19 protein-coding genes and 2 pseudogenes are annotated in these 24,380 nt (G+C 64.8%); 11 read left to right on the top strand and 10 right to left on the bottom strand.

Annotation, left to right across the window (positions count from 1 at the left end; all coding sequences use genetic code 11):
* Positions 1 to 126: 126 nt before the first annotated feature.
* The 4 genes and pseudogenes from K206_RS41360 to K206_RS0104920 form a co-directional block, all read right to left on the bottom strand.
* Positions 127 to 959 (bottom strand): IS5 family transposase gene (locus K206_RS41360; RefSeq protein ID WP_231401553.1). Its coding sequence is split into 2 segments (ribosomal slippage): positions 127 to 596 and positions 596 to 959, totalling 834 coding nucleotides; the frame shifts between segments, so codons are not numbered across the junction.
* A gap of 236 nt (positions 960 to 1,195) precedes the next feature.
* Positions 1,196 to 1,816 (bottom strand): annotated as a pseudogene (locus K206_RS41355) (IS110 family transposase); the annotation flags it as partial.
* A 248-nt stretch (positions 1,817 to 2,064) separates the two neighbouring features.
* Positions 2,065 to 3,600 carry an AMP-binding protein gene (locus K206_RS0104925; RefSeq protein WP_020201298.1) on the bottom strand — a complete coding sequence of 512 codons (1,536 nt, stop codon included), beginning with the start codon at positions 3,598 to 3,600 and terminating at the stop codon, positions 2,065 to 2,067.
* Between the two features lie 33 nt (positions 3,601 to 3,633).
* On the bottom strand, positions 3,634 to 4,587 hold the full coding sequence (locus K206_RS0104920; protein ID WP_020201297.1) for a tripartite tricarboxylate transporter substrate binding protein: 954 nt from the start codon (positions 4,585 to 4,587) through the stop codon (positions 3,634 to 3,636).
* A gap of 125 nt (positions 4,588 to 4,712) precedes the next feature.
* Here K206_RS0104920 and K206_RS0104915 point away from each other — a divergent pair, with 125 nt between their 5' ends.
* Positions 4,713 to 5,711 carry a LysR family transcriptional regulator gene (locus K206_RS0104915; RefSeq protein WP_020201296.1) on the top strand — a complete coding sequence of 333 codons (999 nt, stop codon included), beginning with the start codon at positions 4,713 to 4,715 and terminating at the stop codon, positions 5,709 to 5,711.
* A 102-nt stretch (positions 5,712 to 5,813) separates the two neighbouring features.
* Here the strand turns inward: K206_RS0104915 and K206_RS0104910 are convergent, their stop codons facing one another.
* The 4 genes from K206_RS0104910 to K206_RS0104895 form a co-directional block, all read right to left on the bottom strand.
* Positions 5,814 to 6,788 (bottom strand): nitronate monooxygenase family protein, encoded by a 975-nt coding sequence (locus tag K206_RS0104910; protein ID WP_029043250.1) that lies wholly within the window; start codon positions 6,786 to 6,788, stop codon positions 5,814 to 5,816.
* Positions 6,789 to 6,865: 77 nt separating this feature from the next.
* The gene (locus K206_RS0104905) at positions 6,866 to 8,209 is read right to left on the bottom strand and encodes a short-chain fatty acid transporter (RefSeq protein WP_020201294.1); all 1,344 of its coding nucleotides are present in this window, start codon (positions 8,207 to 8,209) and stop codon (positions 6,866 to 6,868) included.
* A 39-nt stretch (positions 8,210 to 8,248) separates the two neighbouring features.
* Positions 8,249 to 8,704 carry a MaoC/PaaZ C-terminal domain-containing protein gene (locus K206_RS0104900; protein ID WP_020201293.1) on the bottom strand — a complete coding sequence of 152 codons (456 nt, stop codon included), beginning with the start codon at positions 8,702 to 8,704 and terminating at the stop codon, positions 8,249 to 8,251.
* A 42-nt stretch (positions 8,705 to 8,746) separates the two neighbouring features.
* Positions 8,747 to 10,354, bottom strand: a complete 1,608-nt coding sequence (locus K206_RS0104895; RefSeq protein WP_043365495.1) for an AMP-binding protein — start codon at positions 10,352 to 10,354, stop codon at positions 8,747 to 8,749.
* 390 nt (positions 10,355 to 10,744) lie between these two features.
* On the opposite strand from K206_RS0104895, the gene K206_RS0104890 reads away from it, so the two are divergent.
* The 3 genes from K206_RS0104890 (at position 10,745) to K206_RS0104880 (ending at position 13,787) form a co-directional block, all read left to right on the top strand.
* Positions 10,745 to 11,485 carry a TrmB family transcriptional regulator gene (locus tag K206_RS0104890; RefSeq protein WP_020201291.1) on the top strand — a complete coding sequence of 247 codons (741 nt, stop codon included), beginning with the start codon at positions 10,745 to 10,747 and terminating at the stop codon, positions 11,483 to 11,485.
* A 234-nt stretch (positions 11,486 to 11,719) separates the two neighbouring features.
* Positions 11,720 to 12,595 carry a site-specific integrase gene (locus tag K206_RS0104885; RefSeq protein ID WP_020201290.1) on the top strand — a complete coding sequence of 292 codons (876 nt, stop codon included), beginning with the start codon at positions 11,720 to 11,722 and terminating at the stop codon, positions 12,593 to 12,595.
* A 22-nt stretch (positions 12,596 to 12,617) separates the two neighbouring features.
* Positions 12,618 to 13,787, top strand: a complete 1,170-nt coding sequence (locus K206_RS0104880; protein WP_020201289.1) for an IS91 family transposase — start codon at positions 12,618 to 12,620, stop codon at positions 13,785 to 13,787.
* Between the two features lie 462 nt (positions 13,788 to 14,249).
* Here the strand turns inward: K206_RS0104880 and K206_RS42620 are convergent, their stop codons facing one another.
* Both K206_RS42620 and K206_RS0104875 read right to left on the bottom strand, forming a co-directional pair.
* A complete protein-coding gene (locus K206_RS42620) occupies positions 14,250 to 14,396 on the bottom strand; it encodes a hypothetical protein (protein ID WP_155887946.1) in 147 nt (48 codons plus the stop codon).
* Between the two features lie 100 nt (positions 14,397 to 14,496).
* Complete coding sequence (locus K206_RS0104875) at positions 14,497 to 15,405, bottom strand: LysR family transcriptional regulator (protein WP_020201288.1); 909 nt, start codon at positions 15,403 to 15,405, stop codon at positions 14,497 to 14,499.
* Positions 15,406 to 15,669: 264 nt separating this feature from the next.
* Between K206_RS0104875 and K206_RS0104870 the strand changes: the two genes are divergently transcribed.
* The 7 genes and pseudogenes from K206_RS0104870 to K206_RS43595 form a co-directional block, all read left to right on the top strand.
* Positions 15,670 to 18,699 carry a molybdopterin cofactor-binding domain-containing protein gene (locus tag K206_RS0104870; protein WP_029043248.1) on the top strand — a complete coding sequence of 1,010 codons (3,030 nt, stop codon included), beginning with the start codon at positions 15,670 to 15,672 and terminating at the stop codon, positions 18,697 to 18,699.
* Complete coding sequence (locus K206_RS0104865) at positions 18,696 to 19,511, top strand: xanthine dehydrogenase family protein subunit M (protein WP_020201286.1); 816 nt, start codon at positions 18,696 to 18,698, stop codon at positions 19,509 to 19,511. Before K206_RS0104870 ends, K206_RS0104865 begins: the two co-directional genes overlap by 4 nt.
* Complete coding sequence (locus tag K206_RS0104860) at positions 19,508 to 20,080, top strand: (2Fe-2S)-binding protein (RefSeq protein WP_029043247.1); 573 nt, start codon at positions 19,508 to 19,510, stop codon at positions 20,078 to 20,080. The genes K206_RS0104865 and K206_RS0104860 overlap by 4 nt, the downstream gene beginning before the upstream one ends.
* On the top strand, positions 20,073 to 21,626 hold the full coding sequence (locus tag K206_RS0104855) for an AMP-binding protein (RefSeq protein WP_020201284.1): 1,554 nt from the start codon (positions 20,073 to 20,075) through the stop codon (positions 21,624 to 21,626). The genes K206_RS0104860 and K206_RS0104855 overlap by 8 nt, the downstream gene beginning before the upstream one ends.
* 4 nt (positions 21,627 to 21,630) lie before the next feature.
* Positions 21,631 to 22,446 (top strand): enoyl-CoA hydratase/isomerase family protein, encoded by an 816-nt coding sequence (locus K206_RS0104850; RefSeq protein ID WP_052165787.1) that lies wholly within the window; start codon positions 21,631 to 21,633, stop codon positions 22,444 to 22,446.
* Positions 22,447 to 22,561: 115 nt separating this feature from the next.
* A complete protein-coding gene (locus K206_RS0104845; RefSeq protein WP_020201282.1) occupies positions 22,562 to 23,932 on the top strand; it encodes an MFS transporter in 1,371 nt (456 codons plus the stop codon).
* Positions 23,933 to 23,955: 23 nt separating this feature from the next.
* A pseudogene (locus K206_RS43595) lies at positions 23,956 to 24,072 on the top strand (XdhC family protein); the annotation flags it as partial.
* Between the last annotated feature and the right edge of the window lie 308 nt (positions 24,073 to 24,380).

Raw genomic sequence — 24,380 nt, 5'->3', positions numbered from 1 at the left:
AAATTGGGCAGTTGCGGAATGCGCTTACTACTGGTCACGGCCAGAACCTTCACTCACCCACCCTTCACGGACGGATCGACGCCGGGCATCGGGGACACGCCTGCAGTTACATGGCTGCCCGTTACTTCAAAATGACCGCTCGGTACGCCTGAAGATGTTCCAGCAGACGAGGGAGCAACCGAGTTTGAGGAAAGCCTCATGAATGTCGGCCCGACGTTCGAAGCGAATGCGAAGACGACGGAAGTTGCGAAGCCACGCATGAGTACGTTCAACAACCCAGCGGAACTTACCCAGACCACTGCCGTGTTCAGTCCGGCGCTTGGCGATCACCGGCTTGATGCCGCGCTCGCGAAGCCGCTGACGATGTGGCTCGGAGTCGTAGCCACGGTCTGCGTAGATGACTTTGGGCTTCTGAAGCGGCCGGCCGGGTACGCCGCGAATTGGTGGGATGGCGTCAACCAGCGGCAGCAATTGGGTGACGTCGTTCCGGTTGGCGCCGGTCAGGATTGCACTGATGGGGACGCCATTCGCGTCGACGAGGATGTGATGCTTGGAACCTGGTCGCGAGCGATCCGTGGGGCTCGGGCCAGTTTTTCGCCCGCCCCAACGGCTCGCACCGACGATGAATCGACGGCTGCTCGTGAAAAATCGAGTTCGCCGGCCTCGCGTAACTTCGCCAGCAGTAACTCGTGCAAACGCTTCCACACGCCGGCCTTCTGCCAGTCGCGCAAGCGCCTCCAGCAAGTCGGGCCCGAACCGAATCCCAACTTGGTCGAGAGATGGCACCAGCGTATCCCGGTCTTGAACACGAACAGGATGCCGTTCAGTGCAGCCCGGTTCGAAACCGGGAGACGGCCAGGATATTTCTTGCGTCGCGGTTTCGGCGGCGGCAGCAAAGGTTCGATCAAAGCCCACAGCTCGTCTATATGAGCGCCTCCCTTTGCGCAAGGTTCGCACATTCAACTTCTACAGGATGGGTTGCATGTCTATATCCGGGCTTATTGCAGCTCATGGCTACGGCCCCCTATGAAATGCGCTGACTCGCGCCTCATTCGTCAAGCGAGCTCTTGGCTCTACGAACTGTCCAGGCTTAGCGAGTCCCGGTCCTACCTGTATTCGTCATCACACGCGATTGCCTGCGCAACCTGTTGGGAAGCCTTCGCCCCCTTACTCTAACTCTAGCTGTGCCGGTCCTTCATGCGGGTTTCACACTGGTGTAGTCTCGTCGATATGAACGGTCGTGAGCCAGCACCGCCCAAATCGTCCGCGCCATCTTATTGGCCAGTGCAATCACCACTACATTCTTTGGTCGCCTCTGGCTCATCTGTCGTATCCAATCCCCTGGATCCTTCGACAAGTACACAACAGCGCGCGCCCCGTGGATTAGTAGGGTCCGCAGGTACGAGTCACCTCGCCTGCTTATTCCGAGCAGCGTTACTTTTCCACCCGAGCCTGTTTGCTTTGGTACCAAGCCAATCCAAGCAGCGAACTCCCGGCCAGATTTGAATGCCTTCGCATTGCCCATTGCTGCCACAGCAGCGGTGGCCGTCAGCAGCCCGACACCTGGGATTTCAGCAATGGCTTTGGCCGCCTTGTCTTCCTTCATCCAGCCGCGCAGCCGATGTTCGATGCCAGCAATCTGCTCATCCAGCTTCGTCAGGCCATTCCACTGCTCACGAAGCGACTCGATAAGCATCATCGGCAAGCGCTCCGTGAGCTTCGCCAGTATGCCTGGCATCGCCTTATCCAGCGCTACTCGACTCCTAGCCATGACCTCTCCATACTCGGCTAGAAGACCGCGCAGGCAGTTCATTTGCTACTTTCTCATGACTTGCCTGCATCGCATAACGTGAAATGCAACGTGTGGGCACCCATCGCAGGGACAAACCGGCCGGCCGTTTTCGTCGCGGTTTCAGTCAGAGCAATTGGACTGGCCGGATGGCGCAGTAGGGTCGGGAAGCGCCAGCCGCGCCTCCCCTCAGTTGACCAAAGTCGGCCAGGCGTCGCCTTGGCAGATGCCGCTCACATGAAGAGCGGAAGCACACCTCCGTCGCCGGAACCGCCTCAGATCCGGCGCCCGGTGTGCTGCCAGTAGGCATCGCGTAGCTTGTGCTTGTGGATCTTTCCGCTTTCCTGGCGCGGCAGTTCGGCATGCAGCTCGATGAGCTTCGGCACCTTGTAGGCGGAGAGCCGGTCCCGCAGCCACGCGCGCATCGCTTCCGGATTCAGTTGCGCGCCGTCTCCGGGCTGCACGACCGCCACGACCATTTCCCCGAACTCCTCGTGGGGCACGCCGAATACCGCGCAATCGACCACACCAGGCATGCCGGACAGAACATTCTCGATTTCGGCCGGATAGATGTTCACGCCGCCGGAAATAACCATGTCGCTCTTACGGTCGCAGATAAACAGAAATCCGTCGGTATCGACATAGCCCATATCGCCCACGCATGCCAGGCCCTCGCAATCCATCGCGGTGCGTGCCTCGGGGCGATTGTGGTAGGTGAAGTCGGCATACGCGGGCTGGCGCACATGGATGTTGCCGACCTCCCCCGCGCCGAGACGGCTGCCCGCCTCGCTGTAGATGCGCACCTCGGCCTCGCTCACCGGCCGGCCGACCGAACCCGGCTTGCGGATGGCATCCGCCGACGAGATCACGGTGACCATGCCCATCTCGCTGCACGCGTACGACTCATTGATCACCGGCCCCCACCAATCGATCATGGCCTGTTTGACGGCAACCGCAAAGGGCGCGCCGGTGCACGCGACGAAGCGGACGGACGACAGATCGTAGCGCCTGCGCACCGGTTCCGGCAGCGCCAGCAGCCGCACGCACATGGTCGGCACCAGGTACAGGTGCGAGATGCGATGTCGCTCAATGGCGCGCAGCGTGCCTTCGGCATCGAACCGGGGATCCAGCACGAGAAGGTCGGTCGACAGAATGGCCTGTACACCGTAGAGGTTGGGAGCCCCGTGATACAGCGGCGCGGACAGGTACACGCGCGCATCGGCCGAGAAATCGAACACGGCCTCGACGGTTTCGCGCAGCAGGCGCGGCTGCTCCGGATGCAGGCCCTGCACGAGGCGCCGCACGCCCTTGGGGCGCCCGGTGGTGCCCGAGGTGTAGGCGAAACGTCCGCGTGGCCGGCGCGCCGGGCCGGCGTATGCTGCCTGGGCATCGCGCCAGCGCTCATAGCGGAGCACGTCTTCTGGTACGTCAACGTCATCGCACGACACCTCGTAGGCCTGCAAGGTCAGCAGTTCGGGCCCGACCGCCACCACGCGCACTCCATGCGGGACCGCGGCACGCAGTACCTCGACCAGGTCCGCCTCCATAAACAGCACGCAGGCGCCGCTGTCCTCCAGAATGTAGCCCAGCTCATCCACGGTGAACCGCCAGTCGACCGGGCAGTGGTACGCGCCGACCCGGTTACAGGCCAGCGTGATCTCGAACAGCGCGGGCGCGTTGCGCAGCACGATGGCCACGACATCATCCTCTCCCACGCCCAGTGCCATCAGGCCACCTGCGACCCGTCCGGCGCGGCGCTCGATCTCCGCGCCCTCGATCCTGGCTTCGCCATATTGCAGCGAGGCGACCATTGACTCTCTCCTTTGTCCTTTGCTGTGTGCGCTTTACTCGGGCTGCAGCCCGGCGGCCTTCACGAGGCGGCCATGCACCGCGAGCTGGTTCTTGATCAGCCGGCCGAAGGCTTCGGGTGAGGACGGTGTCAGCGGAAAGCCGAGCCGGTCCATCTGCTTGCGTACGTCCGCATTGTTCATAGCAGCCACGAAAGCCTGGTTCAGACGAGCGACCACCTCCTTCGGCATCCCTGCCGGCCCGACCAAACCGGCCCAGGGCATGATCTCCAGATCCTTCATGCCAGCCTCACGCAAGGTCGGCACATCGGGAAGCAGGCTGTTACGCTGGGCATTGATCGATACCAGCGCGCGCAGCTTGCCCTCGCGCAGGTATGGTGCGCCGATGGTCGTGCCGATCATCGCCTGCGTGCGCCCGGCGATCAGGTCTAGCATGGCCGGCGGCTCCCCCTTGTAGGGCACCTGGGTCATGTCGATGCCGGAGAGCGTCTTGAAGTGCGAAAACGCGACCACACCGGTGTTGTTGCCGGTGCCATAGCTCAGCTTTCCGGGGTTGGCCTTGGCATAGGCGAGAAACTCGTCCAGGTTGTTGGCCGGCACAGCGGGATTAACGTACAGGAAGAAGCCAAAGCGGCCGACATCGGCGATCGGCGTGAAGTCAGTCAGCACGTCGTAGGGCGGCTTCTTGCGCAGCACCGGTACCAGCGACAGGTTGCCCGAGGTGGCAAGCAGCAGGCGGTAGCCGTCCGGGGCCGTGCGAGCCACCTCCTGCGCGGCCACCTGGCCTTCCGCGCCAGGCTTGTTGTCGATCACGATGGGCTGGCCTAACTGGGATGAAGCGGCCTGCCCGATCACGCGGGCCACAGTGTCGGTCGTAGCTCCCGCGGGGAATGGCACGATCAGCGTGATCGGCTTGACGGGGTATTCGGCGTGCGCGTTCGTTGCGATGGCTGCACCACACAGCAGCAGCGCGGGTATGATCCGCTTCATATCTCCTCCGGCCTCTTTATCAGGAAAATGGGCTTGGGGAGAGTATTGCACCCTCCCTCCAGACAAGTAAGCTGGTGCCGGCGCACAGACACGTTGCGCCCGGCGCACCAATCCACCGTTCAGACATGGAACTCGACGCATATCTGTTCTTCGCCACCGTCGTGGAATCGGGCAGTTTCATGAACGCCGCGCTCAAGCTCGGCATCGACCGTTCCAACGTGAGCCGGCGCATCCGGAAGCTGGAGCGGGACGTGGAAGCGCTGCTGATCCGGCGCACCACCCGTCGCATGAGCCTGACAGAGGTCGGCGAGGCGTTCTATGCGCAGTGCACCATCATCCGCGCCGAGGTGGAGCGCGCGGATGAGCTGCTGCACACCTTCGGCACTTCAGTGCGCGGCCCCTTGCATGTGAGCTGCCCCCCGGCCGTCGGCCGCCTATACCTGACAGCCATGTTTGCCGAGTTCTGCGCCCGGTATCCCAAGGTATCGCTCTCCGTCACCTTCAGGGGCGGCGCGGTGGATATGATGGAAGGCAATATCGACCTGGCCTTGCGGGTAACCAACGAGCCCGGCGAACACTGCGTGGCGCGGGCGCTGGGGCCGGTCGAATGGATGCTATGCGCCAACCCCGAATACCTGGCGGATCACGGGCATCCGGCGACGCCGGAAGACTTAGCCTCCCATGTCTGCCTTGGCGTACGCACGCGCGTGGGGCTCGAGTATGTGCATCAAGGCAGCGGCGACGTGCACCGGGTTTCCATCGAGCCGCATCTGGAATGCGCGGACTATGGCTTCCTGGGTGAGATGGCTGCGGCCAAGCTGGGCATCGGCCTGCTGCCCTCCTATGTCGCGGCCGAACATCTCAACAGCGGCAGGCTGGAAACCGTGCTGAACGAATACCGGCTCACCCGCTCGCCGGGTGCTGCGTTGTACGCCATCACGCTGCCAAACCGGTACACGCCACCCCAGTTGCGCGCCTTCGTCGATTTCCTCAAGGGCAAGTTCGAGCACGGATTGCCTTGGGAAAGCGATCGATGGGGATCCGCCCTGGCACGGCCGGCGGATGCCGGGCGTGGCCCGCCCACCGCCAGGCGCGACGGTATCCCTCGACGCTCGGCGGACTGAGCATGGCACCGGCCGCCTGGCGTCCGGGCGAGTCCGGCCTCCATCGCCGCACGCTCGCCTCCCCGGCGGAGGCGAGCGTGCTGTACAGCAGCGGCGACGTGCCTACAGTGCGGCGATGCGGGCTCTCGCCTGTAGATACTCGGTCGCAAGGCGCGCAACGATCTCGCGCACCGGAGGCAGATCGCCGATCTGTCCCACGCCGTGCCCCGCGCCCCAGATGTCCTTCCAAGCCTTGGCCTTCGAGCGCCCGTCCGCGAAGCTCATCAGGCTCTTGTCGGCAACGTCGAGGCGGTCAGGATCGAGCCCGGCCAGCTCGATGCTCTCGCGGACATAGTTGCCGTGGACGCCGGAGAACAAATTGGTGTAGACAATATCGGCCGCACTGGCACGCAGCAGCGCCTGCTTGTAGGCATCGCTGGCATTGGCTTCCTCGCTGGCAATGAAGCGGGTTCCGATGTAGGCGAAATCGGCGCCCATCGCCTGTGCCGCCAGGATGGCGTCGCCCGTCGCAATCGCGCCAGACAGCGCGACCGGACCCTGGAAGATGCGCCGGACCTCGCCTACCAGCGCCATCGGCGATAGCTTGCCGCCATGGCCGCCCGCACCGGCAGCCACCACGATGAGGCCATCGACTCCCGCTTCCAGTGCCTTGCGCGCATGGCGCAGGTTGATGACATCGTGCAACACGATGCCGCCATACGCGTGCACGGCATCGATGATCTCGCGCACGGGCGCGCGCAGCGAGGTGATCAGGATCGGAACCTTATGCTTGATGCAGGTCTCGACGTCCTGTTCGAGCCGAACGTTGGAGGCATGAACGATTTGGTTGACAGCGATCGGACCGACGGTAGCACCGGGGTTGGATGCCTTGAAGGCGTCCAGTTCCCGCTTCATGTCGCCAAGCCAGGCATCGAGCAGCTCGGGCTGGCGAGCGTTGAGGGCCGGAAACGAACCGACGATGCCGGCCTTGCATTGCGCCAGCACCAGTTCCGGGTAGCTGACAGTGAACATCGGCGAGGCAATCACGGGCAACGCAAGCTCTCGCAGGACGGGTGGGATATGGGAAATCTGAGACATGGTGGTTTCGAAAAAGGTGTGGGTCTCGCGACGGTTGCATGGAAGCGGGCGATCGGGAGCGTCAAGGAAGCCTGTACTCAGCCGAGGCGCGCCCAGATCAACAAGGTAACGCTGTACACAGCCCCGACCCACAGCATGTGGACGACGGTGTAGCCCATGATGTCTTTCAAGTGCAAACGCGAAAGCGCCAGAGCCGGCAGCAGCCAGAACGGCTGAACCAGATCGTTCCAGGCATTGCCCAGCATCACAGCCATCGCCGTCTGGTTCAGCGGCGCGCCGAGCGAATGCGCTGCCGCGATCATGAAGGGACCCTGCACCACCCAATGGCCCCCCGCCGAGGGCGCGAAGAAGTTGATCAGAAACGAGCTGACGATGCCCCACAGCGTCAGCGTGTGCGGCGTGGAAATGTCGACGAAGGCGTGCGAGATGCTCTCAACCAGCCCACTGCCGGCCATGATCGCCATCAGGCCCGCATAGAATGGGTACTGGAGGATCACGCCGCCGACGGCCTTGATGCCCTCGTTCAGCATCTCGACATAGCGCGCGGGCGTGCCGAGCAGCACGATGCCTGCGAACAGGATGACGAAATTGATGATGTTGACGTCGAACGCCTTGCCGGCCGCGAAGTAGCGATAGAGATAGACCGCCGCCACGGCACCGATGGCCAGGCTGAGCAGACGGCTGTCGTTGAGGCGGCTGGCCAGCGTCTTACCGCCTGCGGAGGCCGCTGCCGGCGCACCAGTGGCGCCCTGCTCGGCCGGCGCCAGCGCAGGATCGATCGGCACCACCTGGTCAGCGCGGCGGGGCAGCATCATGACGTTCAGAATGGGCAGCGTGATCAGCAGCGCCAGGCCAGCCAAGAGCATGGGCGCGGAGAAGATGGTCTCGCGCAGCGGAATGACACCCATCGCGTCGGCCAGCGCGTGCCCCTTGCTGGAAATCACGATAGGAATCGTCGCCGACAGGCCGATGCCGTAGAGCGTGAAGCCGCTGTAGGCTGAGGCGATGATCAGCGGGTAGTGTACGTCTCGCAGCTTCAGGGCGAGCTTCTTGGCAACGATGCCGCCGACCACCAGCCCGAATCCCCAATTGATGTAGCTGGCCACGCCGCCGACCAGCGTGGCAACCACGACCGCGGTGGCCGGGCGCTGTACCTGGCTGACCAATGCCGACAGTAGCGCGTCGACCAGCGGCGCGCGCGCCAGCACATATCCCATGACAAGGATAACGGCCATCTGCGTGGTGAAGCCGAGCAGGTTCCAGAAGCCCGCGCCCCAGTTATCGATCGTCGTGGCCACGCTCTGCTGCTCAACCACGATGGCCAGCCCCATGGTGAGGATAGTCAACCCGATCGCGAAAACGAAGGGATCGGGCAGGTACCTGCGCATCAGTTCGGTGAAAAAGCTGGTCATGCTGTGCATGGATGTCTCCTGTTGTCGTTGTTCATGTCCACGCCAGCGTCAGGCCGCGCTGCGCTTGAGCACCAGTACGTCGCTGACGCCGTCCTGCACCAGCGCGCCATGCTGGTCAAGCAATTGCAGGCTGCGGTTGATGCGCCCGACGCGGCGGCTCGTGCCGGCCTCTTTCTCCAGGATGCCCAGGCGCAGATGCAATGTCTGGCCGACGAGCATGGGAGCGACGAACCGCCAGGTACCGAGCGACATCATGGCCACCACGGTGCGCTCGAAGATGCCGAGCTGGTGCATCATCCCGGTGGCCATCGCAATGCCGAGCGTGCCGTGCACCACGCGCTGGCCGTAACGGGACTGGGCGGCGAACTCGGCGTCGGCATGAATCGGGTTCCAGTCACCGGATAGCATGGAGAACATGGTCAGATCGGTTTCGGTGACGGTCCTGGCCGTGCTTTCGAAAACCTGGCCGACCTCGAAGTCTTCGAAGTAGTAGGAATGGGACATGGTGTTTCCTTGGAATCTGCGGTGGGTGCGCACGCGGCGCGCTCAACCCTGCGCCAGGCGCTCGATGGCCATGTCACGCAGCTTGTTGCGTTGCGTTTTGACGCCGTTTGAGCTCTGCGTAACCGGGTACTCGTCGACGAGCCAGATGCGCGCCGGCACCTTGAAGGACGCCGCCTGCGCGGCCACCTGCGCGATGAGATCGGCCTCCACCGGCATGCTCCCAGGACTCGGCACGACGAACGCCACCACGCGCGTGCGGCCTTCGATCTCTACCGCGACGACCTGCGCGTCGGCCACGCTGTCGAAGCGCTTGAGCACTGCCTCGATCTCGACCGGGTTGACCAGGAACCCGCCCAGACGTATCGCGTCTCCCATGCGAGTCTCGTAGACAAAGGTACCGTCGTCGCGCAGGTGGCCAAGGTCGCCCGTGCGGAAGAAGCCGTCCGGAAGCACTGCGGCCGCCGTGGCCTGTGGGTCATTGAAGTACCCCAGGAAATTGCTCGGGGCGCGAATCTCCAGCTCCCCCGAGCGCCCGGGCGGCAGTAGCTCACCGCTCTCCGTGTCCCGCACGCGCACTTTCGCCAGCGCTGCGGCCACCGGCCGGCCGCCACCCTCAAGGCGTGCATCGAGCGGCAGTTCCAGCGGCTGTCCGGCGAACAAGGCCAGCACCTCGCTGCTGCCGTAGAGTCCAACCAGCGGAATGCCTCGCGACCACGCGTGGCGCGCGTACTCGCCAAAGCTCGAAGTAAAGGCGCCAAAGCCGAAGAACCGCGCCGCGGGAAAAGGCCGCTCGCCCTTAGCTGCCTCAGCCATGCGCTGGTACATTTCGTCGCTGCCGAACGTGTGGGTAGCGCGATGGCGCTGCGCCAGGGCCGCAGCGGCCTCGCCGTCGAAGGCGTCCATCAGCACGGCCGGCGCGCCGGCGGCGAACGCCGCCAGCACTCCATTCAAGCCGAATACGCCGCAGAACGGCAGCATCGCCAGCATGACCGCGCCTGGCTGGTCCAGCCCGTAGGCACAAGCGCAGCGGCGGGCGTGGTCGACCAGCGTGCGCTGCGGGTGCATAACCAGCTTGGGTCCTTTGGTTGTGCCCGACGTCGTGAACAAGATGACCGCCTCTCCGGAGTCGGAGCTGTCCGCTGCAAACGCGGTCTCCGCGGAGGCGGCGCCATCATGTCTCGGAAAGCGGGCAATGGGACGCCCGAGAAGCGTGTCGGAGGTGTCGTCGCCGGCATCGACGACTACGATGCCCTCTAGCGCCGGCAGTGCATCGGGAGCAATGCCGCGCAGGATCTCGGCGAAGTTGATCTTGCGGAAGCCCGGCTGGCAGACCAAGAGTCGGGCCCCGCTCTTGCCGAGAATGTGGCTGACCTCCTCGCTGCGATAGCGCGTGTTGACCGAAACGAGCACGGCGCCCAGGCGCGCCAGCGCGAACAGCAGCACTAGCCATTCAGTGCGGTTCACCAGCCAGACCGCGACCCGGTCGCCGCGGCGCACGCCCTGCGCCTGCAGCCATGCCAAGGCATGCCCGCACTGCGCGTGGAATTGCGAAACGGTGATGGCGCGCTCGCCCTCGATGACGGCGGTGGCGTCGGGCGAGGCCTCGAGTCGTTGCTCGATGAGGCTCCAGAGCTTGTCGTTCTGTTCCAAGGGGATATGCTCCTTCGATTCCATGGGGGGCGTGCCATTCCGGAGAATCCGTCGACTGCGTGCGCAGGGACGAGCATCTCCACGCCCTGCGCGAGGCGAAGGCGAAATAGCAACGATGTGGTGCGGGTGCGGCCCATCGATCCGGGCAAGGGGCGTGGGCGGATTGCTACCGGGCGAGGAAAGTCATCCCGGCCTTGGCGGCGAGAGGGTCATGGTCTTGTCTCCTATCGTGGCGCCCGCATCGCGGCGGACACCTGGCATGCCGCAAATTATGGCCAGCACCCGAGTCAGTGTCAACGACGTTGTCGAAAACACGGGACTACATAATACATTGATTTATAATATTTTTTTGTTTGTTAATATAGAGTTTGTCAAAAACAAAGGACAATCATGGAGCTAGAACTCGCGATGCATCAGCTTGGAATCCGGGGCAAGCTGTACAACGCCTACATGGCATCGCTGGAGCTCGGCGAAGCCCCCGTCAACCAGGTTGCCACCCGGGCCGGCCTCGGCCGCACCACGGCGTACAGCGTGATCGAGCGGCTCCAGGAAGAAGGATTGGTGCGGCTGGTGGACCGGGAGGACAAGCGCTTCGTCGTGCCGGAGGATCCCAATGTACTGATGCGACGGCTGGAAGCGCGGCAGCGCACGCTGGCCGAATTGATGCCGCAACTGCGCTCGCTGTACAACAGTTCCCGCACCAAACCAGAGATCCGCTTCTACGAAGGACAGGATGCTGTGCGCACCGTACTGTGGGACACCCTGACGGCCCAGTCGAAGCATTTGCGCGGTGTGTTATCCGCTGCTCAGTTGCTGGAGTCAGTCGGCAGCGTGGTCATGGATGAATACATCGCCAAGCGCGTGCAGGCAGGCATCCGACTGCACGTGCTTCGCTCGTCGTCGCAAGACATCGATGCTCTGTGGCCGCACGCCGATCAGCAATTGCGCGAGCTGCGATACGCCCCCGAGCACATCACGCTTGCGATGACGACCTATGTCTACGACGACAAAGTTGTCATGCTGTCCTCCAAGCGAGAAGACTATGGCCTCATCATCCAGAGCCACGATTTCGCCACCCTATATGCGGCAATGTTCGATGGCCTGTGGGCGATTTCGCAGCCGATGCGCTGAACTGTAGCTAGCTTGGCTGGCTGCGTGGCATGAGCATTTGCAACCCGGCTAGATTGCGCTTGCAGCCCCGCTCCCACACTCAGTCCGGGAGCACCATTGGGCCGCTCCCGGCCAGTGGACTAAACCGCTCGCGCGGTAACCCTCCGGCCAAGCGCGAAGTGACTCAACCGCCAGCGCTGTTTCCTATGTTGAGGACCGAGGCAATTCGCCTCGAGCCTCGACAGGAGCACAGCCATGTCAGTCGCGACGCCTACCATCAGCCCGCTACGCCAGCGCATGATCGAAGACATGCGGATGCGCAAGCTTGGGGATAAGACCCAGACCCAATACATCCGCGCCGTGCGCCGGTTCGCGGTCTTTCTCGGCCGCTCTCCCGACACGGCTAGCACTGAGGACCTACGACGCTATCAACTCCATCTGGTCGATCACGGCATCTCCCCGGTTTCGCTCAATGCCGCGATCACCGGATTGAAGTTCTTCTTTGAAGTGACGCTCGGCGATGCGCAACGCATGGCCAAGATGCGACCGGTACGAATTCCACGCACCCTGCCCGTGGTACTCAGTCCCGACGAAGTCGGCCGACTGCTGGCGGCCGCTGGGAACCTAAAGCACCAGACCGCGCTCGCGGTCGCCTATGGCGCCGGCTTGCGCGCCAGCGAAGTGGTGGCGTTGAAGGTGACCGATATCGACAGTGAACGCATGACCCTGCGCATCGAACAGGGCAAGGGGCGCAAGGACCGCTACGCGATGCTCTCGCCCGTGCTGCTCGAACGCCTGCGCGTCTGGTGGCGCGTCGCCCATGCCCAGGGCAAGATGCTCGACGGTGGCTGGTTGTTCCCGGGCCTTAACCCCATCGAGCCGCTCACCCCCCGGCAACTCAATCGTGCCATCCATGCCGCTGCCCAGGATGCACAGATTGAGAAGCACGTATCCATGCATACGCTGCGACACAGCTTCGCCACCCACCTGCTCGAACAGAAGGTCGATATCCGCGTCATTCAAGTCCTGCTTGGGCATAAGAAGCTGGAGACGACAGCGCTCTATGCCCAGGTCGCGACTGATCTGCTGCGCGAGGTCGTCAGCCCGCTCGAGAACCTGCGCTCCGACTAGAGATCCTGCCGCCGAGCTCATTGTGCTCGAGGTCGCGGATATCTTCCGCCTCCACGGGCCGGCCTGGCGACAGACTGCCCGCTTGAGCCTTGGGCAGTTGCAGGTCATGTCCGCCATCGAACAGTGCCGCACCGGGGCACTGGGAGGGCATGTGCTGCGCTGTTCCGGCTGCGCCAGGCTCGAGGTGTCCTATAACTCCTGCCGCAACCGGCATTGCCCCAAGTGTCAAGCCAGCGCTGCGCATCGCTGGCTCGAAGCGCGCAGTGAGGATCTGCTCCCCGTCGAGTACTACCACGTTGTGTTCACGCTGCCCGCGTCCATCAGCGCCATCGCCTGGTACAACAAGGCGGTGGTCTATGGTCTGTTGTTCGATGTCGCCGCCGATACCCTGCGGACCATCGCCGCCGACCCGAAACACCTCGGCGCGCAGATTGGCGCCACCCTGGTGCTGCACACCTGGGGATCTGCACTCACCCATCATCCCCACGTGCACGGCATCGTCCCCGGCGGCGGCCTGTCACTGGACGGCGAACGGTGGGTGGCTTGCCGCCGCGGCTTCTTCTTGCCGGTGCGCGTGCTCTCCCGCCTGTTCCGACGCCGCTTCCTCGAGGCACTCCAGGCTGCGCATGATCAGGGTCAGTTGCAGTTCTTCGGCGACTACGCTGCGCTCGCCGATCCGGCTGCCTTTGCGCAGTGGCTTGCGCCGCTCCGCACCTCCGAATGGGTCGTGTATGCCAAGCGCCCGTTCGCAGGACCCGAGGCGGTACTGGCTTACCTATCGCGCTACACCCACCGCGTAGCGATCTCCAACCAGCGCCTGCTTGCCCTGGACGAGCGTGGCGTGACCTTCCGCTGGAAGGATTACCGTGCCAAGGGCCGCACCCGCTACAAGACCATGACCCTGGATGCCGGTGAGTTCATGCGGCGCTTCCTGTTGCACGTGCTGCCGCACGGCTTCCACCGCATTCGGCACTATGGACTGCTTGCCAACCCGGTGCGTCGCGCCAACCTGGCCAAGGCGCGTGAGCTCTTGGATGCCGCGCCCGCAGTCACCGCTCCACCTGACGACACCGAGCTCGCGATGCCCACGCCCTTCATCTGCCGGCATTGTGGCGCACCGATGCTCATCATTGAGGTCATTCCGCGCAGTGCCTGTATCCGCGGACCACCACCGAGCCGAGTCATCGCATGAGCCAACACGTCCTACGCATCAAACTCGATCGTCGGCTCTTCGGAGACCGGAGCCGAAAGCGGACAGTCGTGCTCGCTGTCTCGCGCCGCCTCATTAAATGCTCGCAGCGTCCCAAGGGTTCCGTCCAGCCACCACCTCGCGTCATGCCTTCGTCCGCTTCACGCCTCGCTTCCTGCGACATCCCTTGGCATTGCTGACCGAGCAAACGCTTCAATCGCCATAGCCCGGCGTACCACATCGCTGCATCCCGCGGTTTCCTCCCCCGAGGATTGTTCGACGCCTGCCCACAGGCGCCACCGCCGCTCACTGTCCTGCAGTCGAGGGCAGGCATCAAACAATCCTTAACAATTGCGGTCCTCGGCCCCCAACCTTGCCAAGTCATTCGAACGTCGGCTGAACTCTCTACTCCGGACATGCAGGCTCGATACTCATGCCACTTGAGAGGTGCCATTCACTTTCGACCTACGGCAATAATGCCGCCAGGATTGCAGCCATCGCCGCACTTGCCGCAAGGCAGTAAATGGCCAGCGTGAAATCACTCGACTGGCTGCGCGCAACGCCCACGAGCCACGGGGCGAAGAATCCAGCAAATCCGCTAATCGCGTTCATGAGCGCGATGCCACTTGCCGCTCCAGCTCCGGAAAGAAGGGACGGGGTCTTGATTGGATCCCGAGTTCCAGCGATTGAATGACGCCATGCGACGTGAGTCTCACGGGTAGCCGCCGCCGGAAACTCGCCGGATTTCCTCGGCCACGATGGTGATCAACGCTTCCGTGGCCGTACTCAGCGGCCGCTGCGGATGGCTGACGCAGACCAGGTGTCGCACGATGCGCGGAGCAACAATGGCATGCATGCGTAGCCGGCCGTCTTCCACGGCCCGCTGCACCACGATGCGCGGCAGCACGGTAGCAAAGCGCGTGGCTTGCACGAATTGCACGATGGTGCCGAGGATGTCGATCTCGAACTTCGGCGCAAGGGTGACATCGTGCGCCTGCGTGGCCGTATCCAGCACCACGCGCAGGCCATGGCGCTTGGTCGGTAGCACCAACTCCAACCCCGGCAGCTTCGCCATCTCTACCGATTCCGGTAGTTCTGGACCATGCGCGGCACTGGTCACCAACACCATCTCCTCGTCATGCAATGGCTGCACCTGTAGCGCTGGCCGGCCGCGCTGCCGGTGGACCACCGCCGCGTCGAGCTGGCCGGCGGACACAAGATCGATCAGCGCGGCGCTGAAACCGTCCGCCACGGATACCTCCACATTCGGATAGCGCACGTTGAAGCGCGCTAGCGATCCCACCAACACGCTCTCTGTCTCAGAGGCGACCATGCCCAGCGCGATGCGGCCGGCCATCTGCTCCTCGCGCTGCATCATCTGCTGCCGCGCGCTCGCGAGGTCGCGCACGATGGGCAGGAAGAGGCGGTACATCATCCGGCCAGCAGCCGTAGGCGCCATTCCATGTGGGATACGCTCGAATAACTTCTGCCCAAATTCCTCTTCCAGCCGGGCGATCTGCATGCTGAGCGCCGGCTGCACGATGTTGAGCCGCTTCGCCGCCCGTGTGACGGAACCGTCCTCGAACAGCGCAATGAAGTACTGAATTTGTCTGAGGTCCATCTTCGGATAGGTATCAATAAAGATGCATCACGTCATCATTTACTGTGATGCGATTCATCATGTGAGTGCGGAAAAAAACTTAAATTATGGATTATTAGAGACAAAGTCGCGGCCAAAGTGACGGCCACTTCTATCAGAAATAATGATTTTGTTTATCAAAAAACAATATTAGTACTTATATCTCGATCTCACTAATCTCTGTTTGACGTTGCACGGTCCTGGCCGCTTTCCGGCCCGGTTCCGTCGCGTGAAACGGAGTCGCAAATGAAAAGATTCGATGCCGGCGAAACGACCGGCACGGTACAGGAGACTCGGCCGGCACCCCACGTCGGTCGCCCAATGGCGCGCGTCGAGGACGCCGCCATCCTGACCGGCCGCGGCCGCTATGCCGACGACCTCGGCGTCCGGCCCGGTACCCTGCACGCCGCCATCCTCCGCTCGCCGCACGCGCACGCCGAACTCGGCGCCATCGACTTCGCGGCGGCACTTAAGGCACCGGGCGTGCGCGCGGTGCTGACGGCCGCTGACCTGCCCGCCTGCTCCCGGCCCTTCGTGGTGGGCGTGAAGGCGCCGATGGAGCAGTGGGCGCTGGCAATGGATCGCGTGCGCTACGTAGGCGAACCGGTGGCCGTAGTCGTGGCCGAAAGCCGCGCGCTGGCCGAGGATGCGCTCGACCTCGTGCGCGTGGATTACCGCGCGCTGCCACCGGTGGTTTCGATCGAGGCTGCCGTGGCAGGCGACGCCCCCGTGCTGCACCCCCGCCTCGGCAGCAACGTCGCCAGCGATCGCCATTTCTGCTACGGCGACCCCAAGGCCGCGTTCGCCGCCGCGCCGCACCGCGTGACGCTGACCGCCCACTACCCGCGCAACACCTGCACACCGATCGAGTGTGGCGTGGTAATTGCCGAACACTTGCCGGGCGACGAGGGCTATCAGGTCACCTCCAACTTCATGGGGCCATTCTCGCTGCATGCCGTCATGGCGATGGCTCTGCAGGTGCCCGCCAACCGCCTGCGCCACGTCGCTCCGCGAGACTCTGGCGGCAGCTTCGGCGTCAAGCAGGCGGTGTTTCCCTACGTGGTGCTGATGTGCCTCGCCTCGCGCAAGGCCGGCGCGCCGGTGAAGTGGGTGGAGGACCGGCTCGAGCATCTGAGCGCCGCCACCTCGGCCACCGCGCGGCTCTCCACCGTGGAAGCTGCCGTGGAGGCCGATGGCCGCATCGTTGCACTATCGTACGATCAGCTCGAGGACTGCGGCGGCTACCTGCGCGCGCCGGAGCCCGCTACCTTCTATCGCATGCATGGCCTGCTGACCGGCGCCTACGCGATCCCCAACCTGCTGGTGCGCAATCGCGTGGTGTTGACCAACAAGACACCGACTGGCCTTGTGCGAGGCTTCGGCGGGCCCCAGGTGTACTTCGCGCTGGAGCGGCTGGTACAGCGAATCTCTGTGGAACTCGGCCTCGATCCGCTCGACGTCTACCGCCGTAACTTCGTGCCCGCCGACGGCTTTCCGTATCGCGCGGCGGCCGGCGCGTTGCTCGATTCCGGCAACTACCAATTGGCGATGTCACGCGCCCTGGAAGCCGGGGCTTACGATGAACTGAAGCGCCGCCGCGATGCCGCGCGCGCCGAGGGCCGGCTGTACGGCATCGGCTTTGCTGCCATCGTCGAGCCGTCGGTATCGAACATGGGCTACATCACCACCGCCACACCGGCCGAGGCACGCCGCAAGGCTGGGCCAAAGAACGGCGCTATCGCCAGCGCAACAGTCAGCGTCGACCTGCTCGGCGGCGTGGTAGTGACCGTCGCCTCCACGCCAGCGGGACAGGGCCACATGACCGTATGTGCACAGGTCGTGGCCGATGTACTCGGCATCGATCCCGCTGACGTGGCGGTCAACGTCGAATTCGATACCCACAAGGACGCGTGGTCCGTCGCCGCAGGCAACTACTCCAGTCGGTTCGCCGGCGCCGTGGCCGGAACCGTGCACCTGGCCGCTACGCGCGTGCGCGACAAGCTGGCGCGCATCGTGGCTTCCCACCTCCGTTGCGACCCGGCCGAACTGGTCTTCACCAACGGCCGCATTGCCCGCAAGAGCGCTTCGCCAGACACCGCACTCCCCTTCGCCCGCGCCGCCAGCAACGCGCCGCACTGGTCGCCGCAACTCCTGCCTGCCGGTGAGGAACCCGGCCTGCGTGAGACCGTGTTCTGGTCGCCGCCCAACCTCGACGCGCCGGACGAACAGGATCGCGTCAACACGTCCGCCTGCTACGGCTTCGCCTTTGACCTGTGCGGCGTGGAGATCGACCGTGCCACCGGCCGCGTGCGCATCGACCGCTACGTCACCGCGCACGATGCCGGCAAGCTGCTCAATCCGGCACTGGCCGACGGCCAGATCCGCGGCGCCTTCGCGCAGGGACTCGGCGCGGCGCTGATGGAGGAGTTCCGCTATGGCCCCGATGGCAGCTTCCAGTCCGGCACGCTGGCCGACTACCTGCTGCCCACCACGTGCGAAGTGCCCGACCCGGTCATCGTTCATCTGGAAACGCCGAGCCCGTTCACGCCGCTCGGGGCCAAGGGGCTCGGCGAGGGCAACAATATGAGCACACCGCCCTGCGTCGCTAACGCCGTGGCGGACGCACTCGGCGTGCGCGACATCCGCCTGCCACTTACGCCCGCCAAGGTGATGGCGATGATCGGCTTTGACGATCCGCCGCCGTCGCGCCCCGAACTGGCCGAAGCGGCGAAAGACGCAGCACCTGCAAACGGCAAAGGCGGCAAGGCCGCGAAGGCCCTGAGCGCACGCGGGACGGTGGATCTCGATGCCACACCTGAAGCCGTCTTCGCCGTCCTGCTCGACCCGAAAGCGCTGGCCCAGGTCGTGCCCGGCTGCCACGCGCTCGAACGCATCGGCGATAACCGTTACCGCGCCGACGTAACCGTGGGCGTGGGCATGATCAAGGCGCGCTACGAAGCCGAGATCGCGCTGCTCGACCTGGAGCCGCCGCACCGGCTAAGGCTGGCAGGCGCCGGCCTGTCCTCGCTCGGCAGCGCACGCGGCTCCGGAATGGTAGAGCTGACCCCGCACGGCGACGGCACCCGTCTCGCGTACGACTACGAGGCCGAGGTGTCCGGCAAGGTCGCGGCCGTCGGCGGCCGCATGCTCGAAGGCGCGGCCAAAGTGGTGCTGCGCCAGTTGTTCGAATCGCTCGGCCGGCAGGCAGGCGGCAAGCCGGTGCGCAGTCCCGGCTGGATCGCTCGCATGCTGGCGCTCCTGGGAGTTCGTCGATGAAACCCGCCGCGTTCGACTACCTGCGCGCCGAATCCACACAGCACGCGCTGGAGACACTGGCCCGTGCCGGCGAGGACGCCCGCATTCTGGCCGGTGGCCAGTCGCTGATGGCCGTCCTCAATATGCGGCTCGCGCAGCCGCAACTGCTGGTCGACATCTCTCGCACCGCCGACCTCAATACCGTGCGCGTAGAAGACGGCCATCTTGTGGTGGGCGCCGCAGTGACGCAGGGCAGCGTCGAATGGCGCGCATCGCTCTCCGACGAGGTACCGGTGCTCGCGCTCGCCTTCCCGCACATCTCCCATTTCCAGATCCGCAACCGGGGCACGGTGTGCGGCTCCGTCGCGCACGCCGACCCCAGCGCAGAACTGCCGCTGGTGCTCACGGCACTCGGTGGCGAGGTCGTGCTGCGCTCCTTGCGCCGCCGCCGCGTGCTGCCGGCCGCCGGGTTCTTCCAGGGAATGCTGATGACCGCGCGCGAGCCAGACGAACTGGTGGAAGCCGTGCGCTTCCCGCTGAGGCGGCCTGGCGCGCGCTACGGCTTCATGGAGTTCTCGGCCCGGCATGGCGACTTCGCGCTGGTCGCGTGCGCTGCGATCGTCACGGACGACGCCATCTCACTGGCCGTGGGCGGCGTGGCCGACCGGCCAGTACTGGAGAGCTGGCCACACCTGAAAGGCAAGGCGCTGGCCGAGGCCATCAACGATTTCAGTTGGAAGCTGGGCGCGCAGGACGACGCCCATGTTAGCGCGCAGTACCGCCGCCACCTGGTGCGGCAATTGGGCATGCGCGTAATCGAGGAGGCAAGATGAGCAAGACCCTACGTGGCGCGCCAGCCGGCACGCTCTCAGTGATGCGGCGCGACGAGCGCCGTCGCGTCACCCTGACCCTGAACGGCAGCGAGCGCAGCGGCCTGTGCGCTCCGCGCGAGCTGCTGTCGGACTTCCTGCGTCATGAACTCGGCGCCACCGGCACGCACGTCGGCTGCGAGCACGGCGTCTGCGGCGCCTGCACGGTGCGCGTCGACGGCGTAGCCGCGCGCTCCTGCCTGATGCTGGCCGTACAGGCCGACGGCCGCGCCATCGACACCGTCGAGGGCCTCGCGCCGCGCGAAGGCCTGAGCGACCTGCAGGAAGCCTTCCGACGCCACCACGCCCTGCAATGCGGCTTCTGCACGGCAGGCATCCTGATGTCGTGCGTGGACTACCTGGAACGGGTGCCCGAGCCGACTGAGGCGCAGGTGCGCGACATGCTGTCCGGCCACCTGTGCCGCTGTACGGGCTACACGCCGGTCGTCGCCGCCGTCCTTGATGTCGCGGCCAGCCGGGCGCGGGCACGCCACGTGGAAGCGGCGACAGTCGGGGAGACCCGCGATGCTTGATCTCGGCCGCACTTTCCTGCAAAGCGTGGAGCGCAGCCCCAGCGCCCCCGCCATCGTCGACGGCGACCTGCTGCTGACCTACGAGCAATGGTTCGCGCGCATCCGCTGCGTGGCCGCCGGCCTGCACGACCTCGGCCTGCGCCCCGGTGATCGCCTCCTGGCCATCCTGCAGAACCGCTGGGAGGCGGCTACGCTGCACTGGGCCTGCCAGTTCGCCGGTGTGGTCATCGTCCCGCTGAACTGGCGCGCCAAGCCGGACGAGCTGGACTATTGCGTGCGCGATGCCGGCGCCCGGGCGCTGGTGTTCGAGCCCGTCAGCGCCGACGCCGTGCTGGAGAGCTCCGCCGCGCAGGAGATACCCTGCATCGCACTGGACCATGCGCCAGGCGGCTCGCTGTCATTCGACACCCTGCTCGACGTCACACCCCGGCTCGACAGCACATTGGCAACAGCCGACGACATCTCGCTGATGCTGTACACCTCCGGCACCACCGGCAGCCCGAAGGGCGTGCCGCGCCGCCACCGGCAGGAGCGCGCCGCCGCCCTGGCTCACGTCGCGCAGAACCTGTATCGGCGCGGCGAGCGCACGCTCGGCGTGATGCCGCTGTACCACACGATGGGCGTGCGCTCGCTGCTTGCCATGGCGCTGGTGGACGGCCTGTTCGTCTGCGTGCGGCGCTGGAGCCCATCGCAGGCGCTGCAGGCCATCACCGACCATCGCGTGAGCTGCCTTTATCTTGTACCTACGCTGTACCACGACCTGCTGGCCGACCCGGGCTTCGACAGCATGGGTGTCCGCACGGTCGCCAAGCTTGGCTTCGCCGGCGCGGCGATGAGCGACGGTTTGCTGTCACGGCTCGAACAAGCATTCCGCCCGGAGTTGTTCGTCAATCACTACGGTTCATCCGAGGTGTACACATTCAGCATCGAGCAGCGCGCGGGGCGCAAGCCGGGCAGCGCCGGTCGCGCCGGCCTCAATACACGGCTGCGCGTGGTACGGCTGGACGCCACTTCGCCTGAGGCGGTGACCGCTCCCGGCGAAGAGGGTCAGATCATCGCCGACCTGCGCGGCGATGAAGCGTTCGAAGGCTACTGGAACCGCGACGACGCCAATGCAAAGTCGCTGCACGAAGGTTGGTACTTCACCGGCGACATCGGCTACTTCGACGCCGACGGCGATCTCTTCGTGACCGGCAGAGTGGACGACATGATCATCAGCGGCGGCGAGAACATCGCTCCCGCCGACATCGAGTCGGTTCTCTCCCTGCATCCGGCCGTGGACGAGGTGGCCGTGGCCGGGCTGCCGGATCCCCGCTGGGGCCAGAAGGTAGTGGCCTTCGTCAAGCCGCGCGGTTGCGTGGACGCCCTGGCACTCGACACCTACTGCCGCGGCTCCGAACTCGTCAATTTCAAGCGCCCGCGTGACTACGTGTTCGTGGCCGAACTCCCGAAGTCACCGGTCGGCAAGATCCTGCGCCGCAAGCTGTCGGCCGGCGAATACACCTCGCTTTCCTGCCCTTCTTCCAACGTCCCGACCAAGGAGTAACGACGTGACACAAGCCTTCGCATTGACCCATCCCGACCAGCAGCGGCTCCAGGACCTCGACGGCTTTTCCGTCGAGATCGACCCTGCGCGCGAGCGGGCCGACATCATCCTGCACCGCCCGCCCTACAACGTGATCTCGATGGCTGCCCGCGACCAGATACGCGCCGTGTTCGAGACGCTAGACGCCGACGACCGCGTGCGCGTCATCGTCCTGCGCGCGCAAGGTGAACATTTCTCGAGCGGGGGCGACATCAAGGGATTCCTGGAGGCATCGCCCGAGCACGTATCGAAGCTGGCGTGGAACATTGCGGCGCCGGCGCGTTGCAGCAAGCCGGTAATCGCCGCCAATCGGGGCTACTGCTTCGGCGTTGGCTTCGAACTCTCGCTGGCGTGCGACTTCCGCATCGCCACCCACACCACCGAGTACGCGCTGCCGGAACAGAAGCTCGGCCAGATTCCGGGCTCGGGCGGCTCCGCGCGGCTGCAGAAGATGGTGGGCGTCGGCCGCACCAAGGACATCGTCATGCGCTCGCGCCGCATTGCCGGCCGGCAGGCGTACGACTGGGGCCTCGTTGTGGACTGCGTGGCCGATGCCGAATTGGAAGCCGCCACCGACGCGCTGGCCGACGAACTGCGTGCATTCTCGCCGCTGGCCCAGCGCACCGCCAAGAAGCTGCTGAATGACACCGAAGACGCGCCGCTGTCGATCGCCATCGAGCTCGAAGGGCACTGCTACAGCCGCCTGCGTAGCTCGGACGACTTTCGCGAGGGCGTGGAAGCGTTCCACGAGAAGCGCAAGCCTGCATTTCGCGGTAGCTGACCGTATGCGCGGGCGGGGCTGAACTGCCCGCCCCCCAAGGTAAGAAGGACTCGCGGCGATGCCCTTTGGCGGGCATCGCGGGGAGCCGCTTGTTCAAAGAAACAAGGAGACAACGATGGAAATGCTGGCAAACGACAAGCCGAAACCGGGCGGCTCGGGGACCGTGGTGTCACCGGCTGCGAGCAACCGGCAGGTGCTGGGAGCGGTGACGGCCTCATGCATGGGATGGGCGCTCGATCTGTTCGACCTGTTCATCCTGCTGTTCGTGGCACCGGTGATCGGCAAGCTGTTCTTTCCGTCCCAGCATGCGATGCTGTCGCTGGCAGCGGTGTATGCATCATTCGCGGTCACGCTGCTCATGCGGCCGCTGGGCTCGGCCATCTTCGGCTCCTACGCGGACCGACATGGCCGCAAGGGGGCGATGGTGGTTGCCGTGACCGGCGTGGGCCTGTCGACAGCGGCATTCGGGCTACTGCCGACGGTCGGCCAGATCGGCCTCTTTGCGCCGGCGCTGTTCATCCTGCTGCGCCTGGTGCAGGGGGTGTTCGTCGGTGGGGTGGTAGCGTCGACGCATACCATCGGCACGGAATCGGTATCGCGGTCATGGCGCGGGGCGGTGTCGGGGCTGGTGGGCGGTGGCGGCGCGGGCATTGGGGCGCTGCTGGCGTCGATCACGTATATGGCGATGACGGCCCTCTTTCCCGGCGACGCCTTCGAGACTTGGGGATGGCGCTGCATGTTCTTCGCCGGCATCGTCAGCTCGGTGCTCGGGCTGGTCATCTTCAATTCGCTGGAGGAGTCGCCGCTGTGGAAGCAGTTACAAGCGGCAAAAGCGGCAACAGCGGCAAGCGGCCAAGCAAAGCCGCAGACGCATCCGCTGCGCACGCTGTTCTCGCGCGAATATCGCGGCGTACTGCTGGTCAACATCCTGCTCACCGTGGGCGGCGGCAGCGCCTACTACCTGACTTCCGGCTACCTGCCGACCTTCCCTAAGGTCGTGGTGAAGGCGTCCCCCGGGGAGGCTGCGGCGACCCTGATGCTGAGCAGCGTCGGCGTGATTGTGGCGTCGGTAGCAGCGGGCCACCTCAGCACGATGATCGGGCGCAAGCGCGCCTTCCTGCTGATCGGCGCGGTCAGCGTGGTGCTGATGCCGCTGCTCTACCAGTGGATGCCGGCCGCACCGACCGCCGTTCTCCGCGGCGTCTACGCGGCGGCCCTCAGCATGCTCGGGTGCGCCGGCTTTGCGCCGATCCTGATCTTCCTGAACGAACGATTCCCTACCAGCATCCGCGCCTCGGGCACGGGACTCTCGTGGAACATCGGCTTCGCCATCGGCGGAATGATGCCGACCCTGGCCTCACTCGCTGCGCGCACACCAGCCGACCTTCCGGTAGTCCTTGGCATCTTCGTCGCGGTGGTCACGCTGATCTACCTGGCGGGGGCAGCAATCGTACCGGAGACGCTGGGCCGTCTCGCGGAAAAATAGACACGCCATTCGTGGAGCACATCATGGACAGCATCGACCTGCAGGTGCTGAAGGACGCACAGCGCTGGCTCGATGCTGGATTCGGCGTGACGCTGGTTACGGTGACTCGTACCTGGGGCTCGAGTCCGCGCCCGATCGGCGATCAAGCGGGGTAACCTCAGATTCCCTCACATAACGCGCGCAGCGTTTCAGCAGCGGAGAGTACGCGATCGGTCCCACAGCCAAGGTGCGATTGTGAGCACGCCCAGCGGTTCGCGCGCCGGCGTTACCGCGTAAGTCGGGTGCAGATACCAATCGCTTCTGTCGCCTTGTGGCGCTTCGACACGCCTTCGTGTCCTGACGTCCGCGACAATTCGCAAGTAGCGCCCGACTGGCTGGCGCGTCCGTCATATACACAAAAAGTGTCAATGAATAACCAATAATATATTGGACGTGATCTAGCTGCGGC

Source organism: Cupriavidus sp. WS (assembly GCF_000395345.1).
Classification (GTDB): Bacteria; Pseudomonadota; Gammaproteobacteria; order Burkholderiales; family Burkholderiaceae; genus Cupriavidus; species Cupriavidus basilensis_B.
The sequence above is the reverse complement of the archived record's forward strand: the minus strand, read 5'-3'. Positions and strand labels throughout refer to the sequence as shown.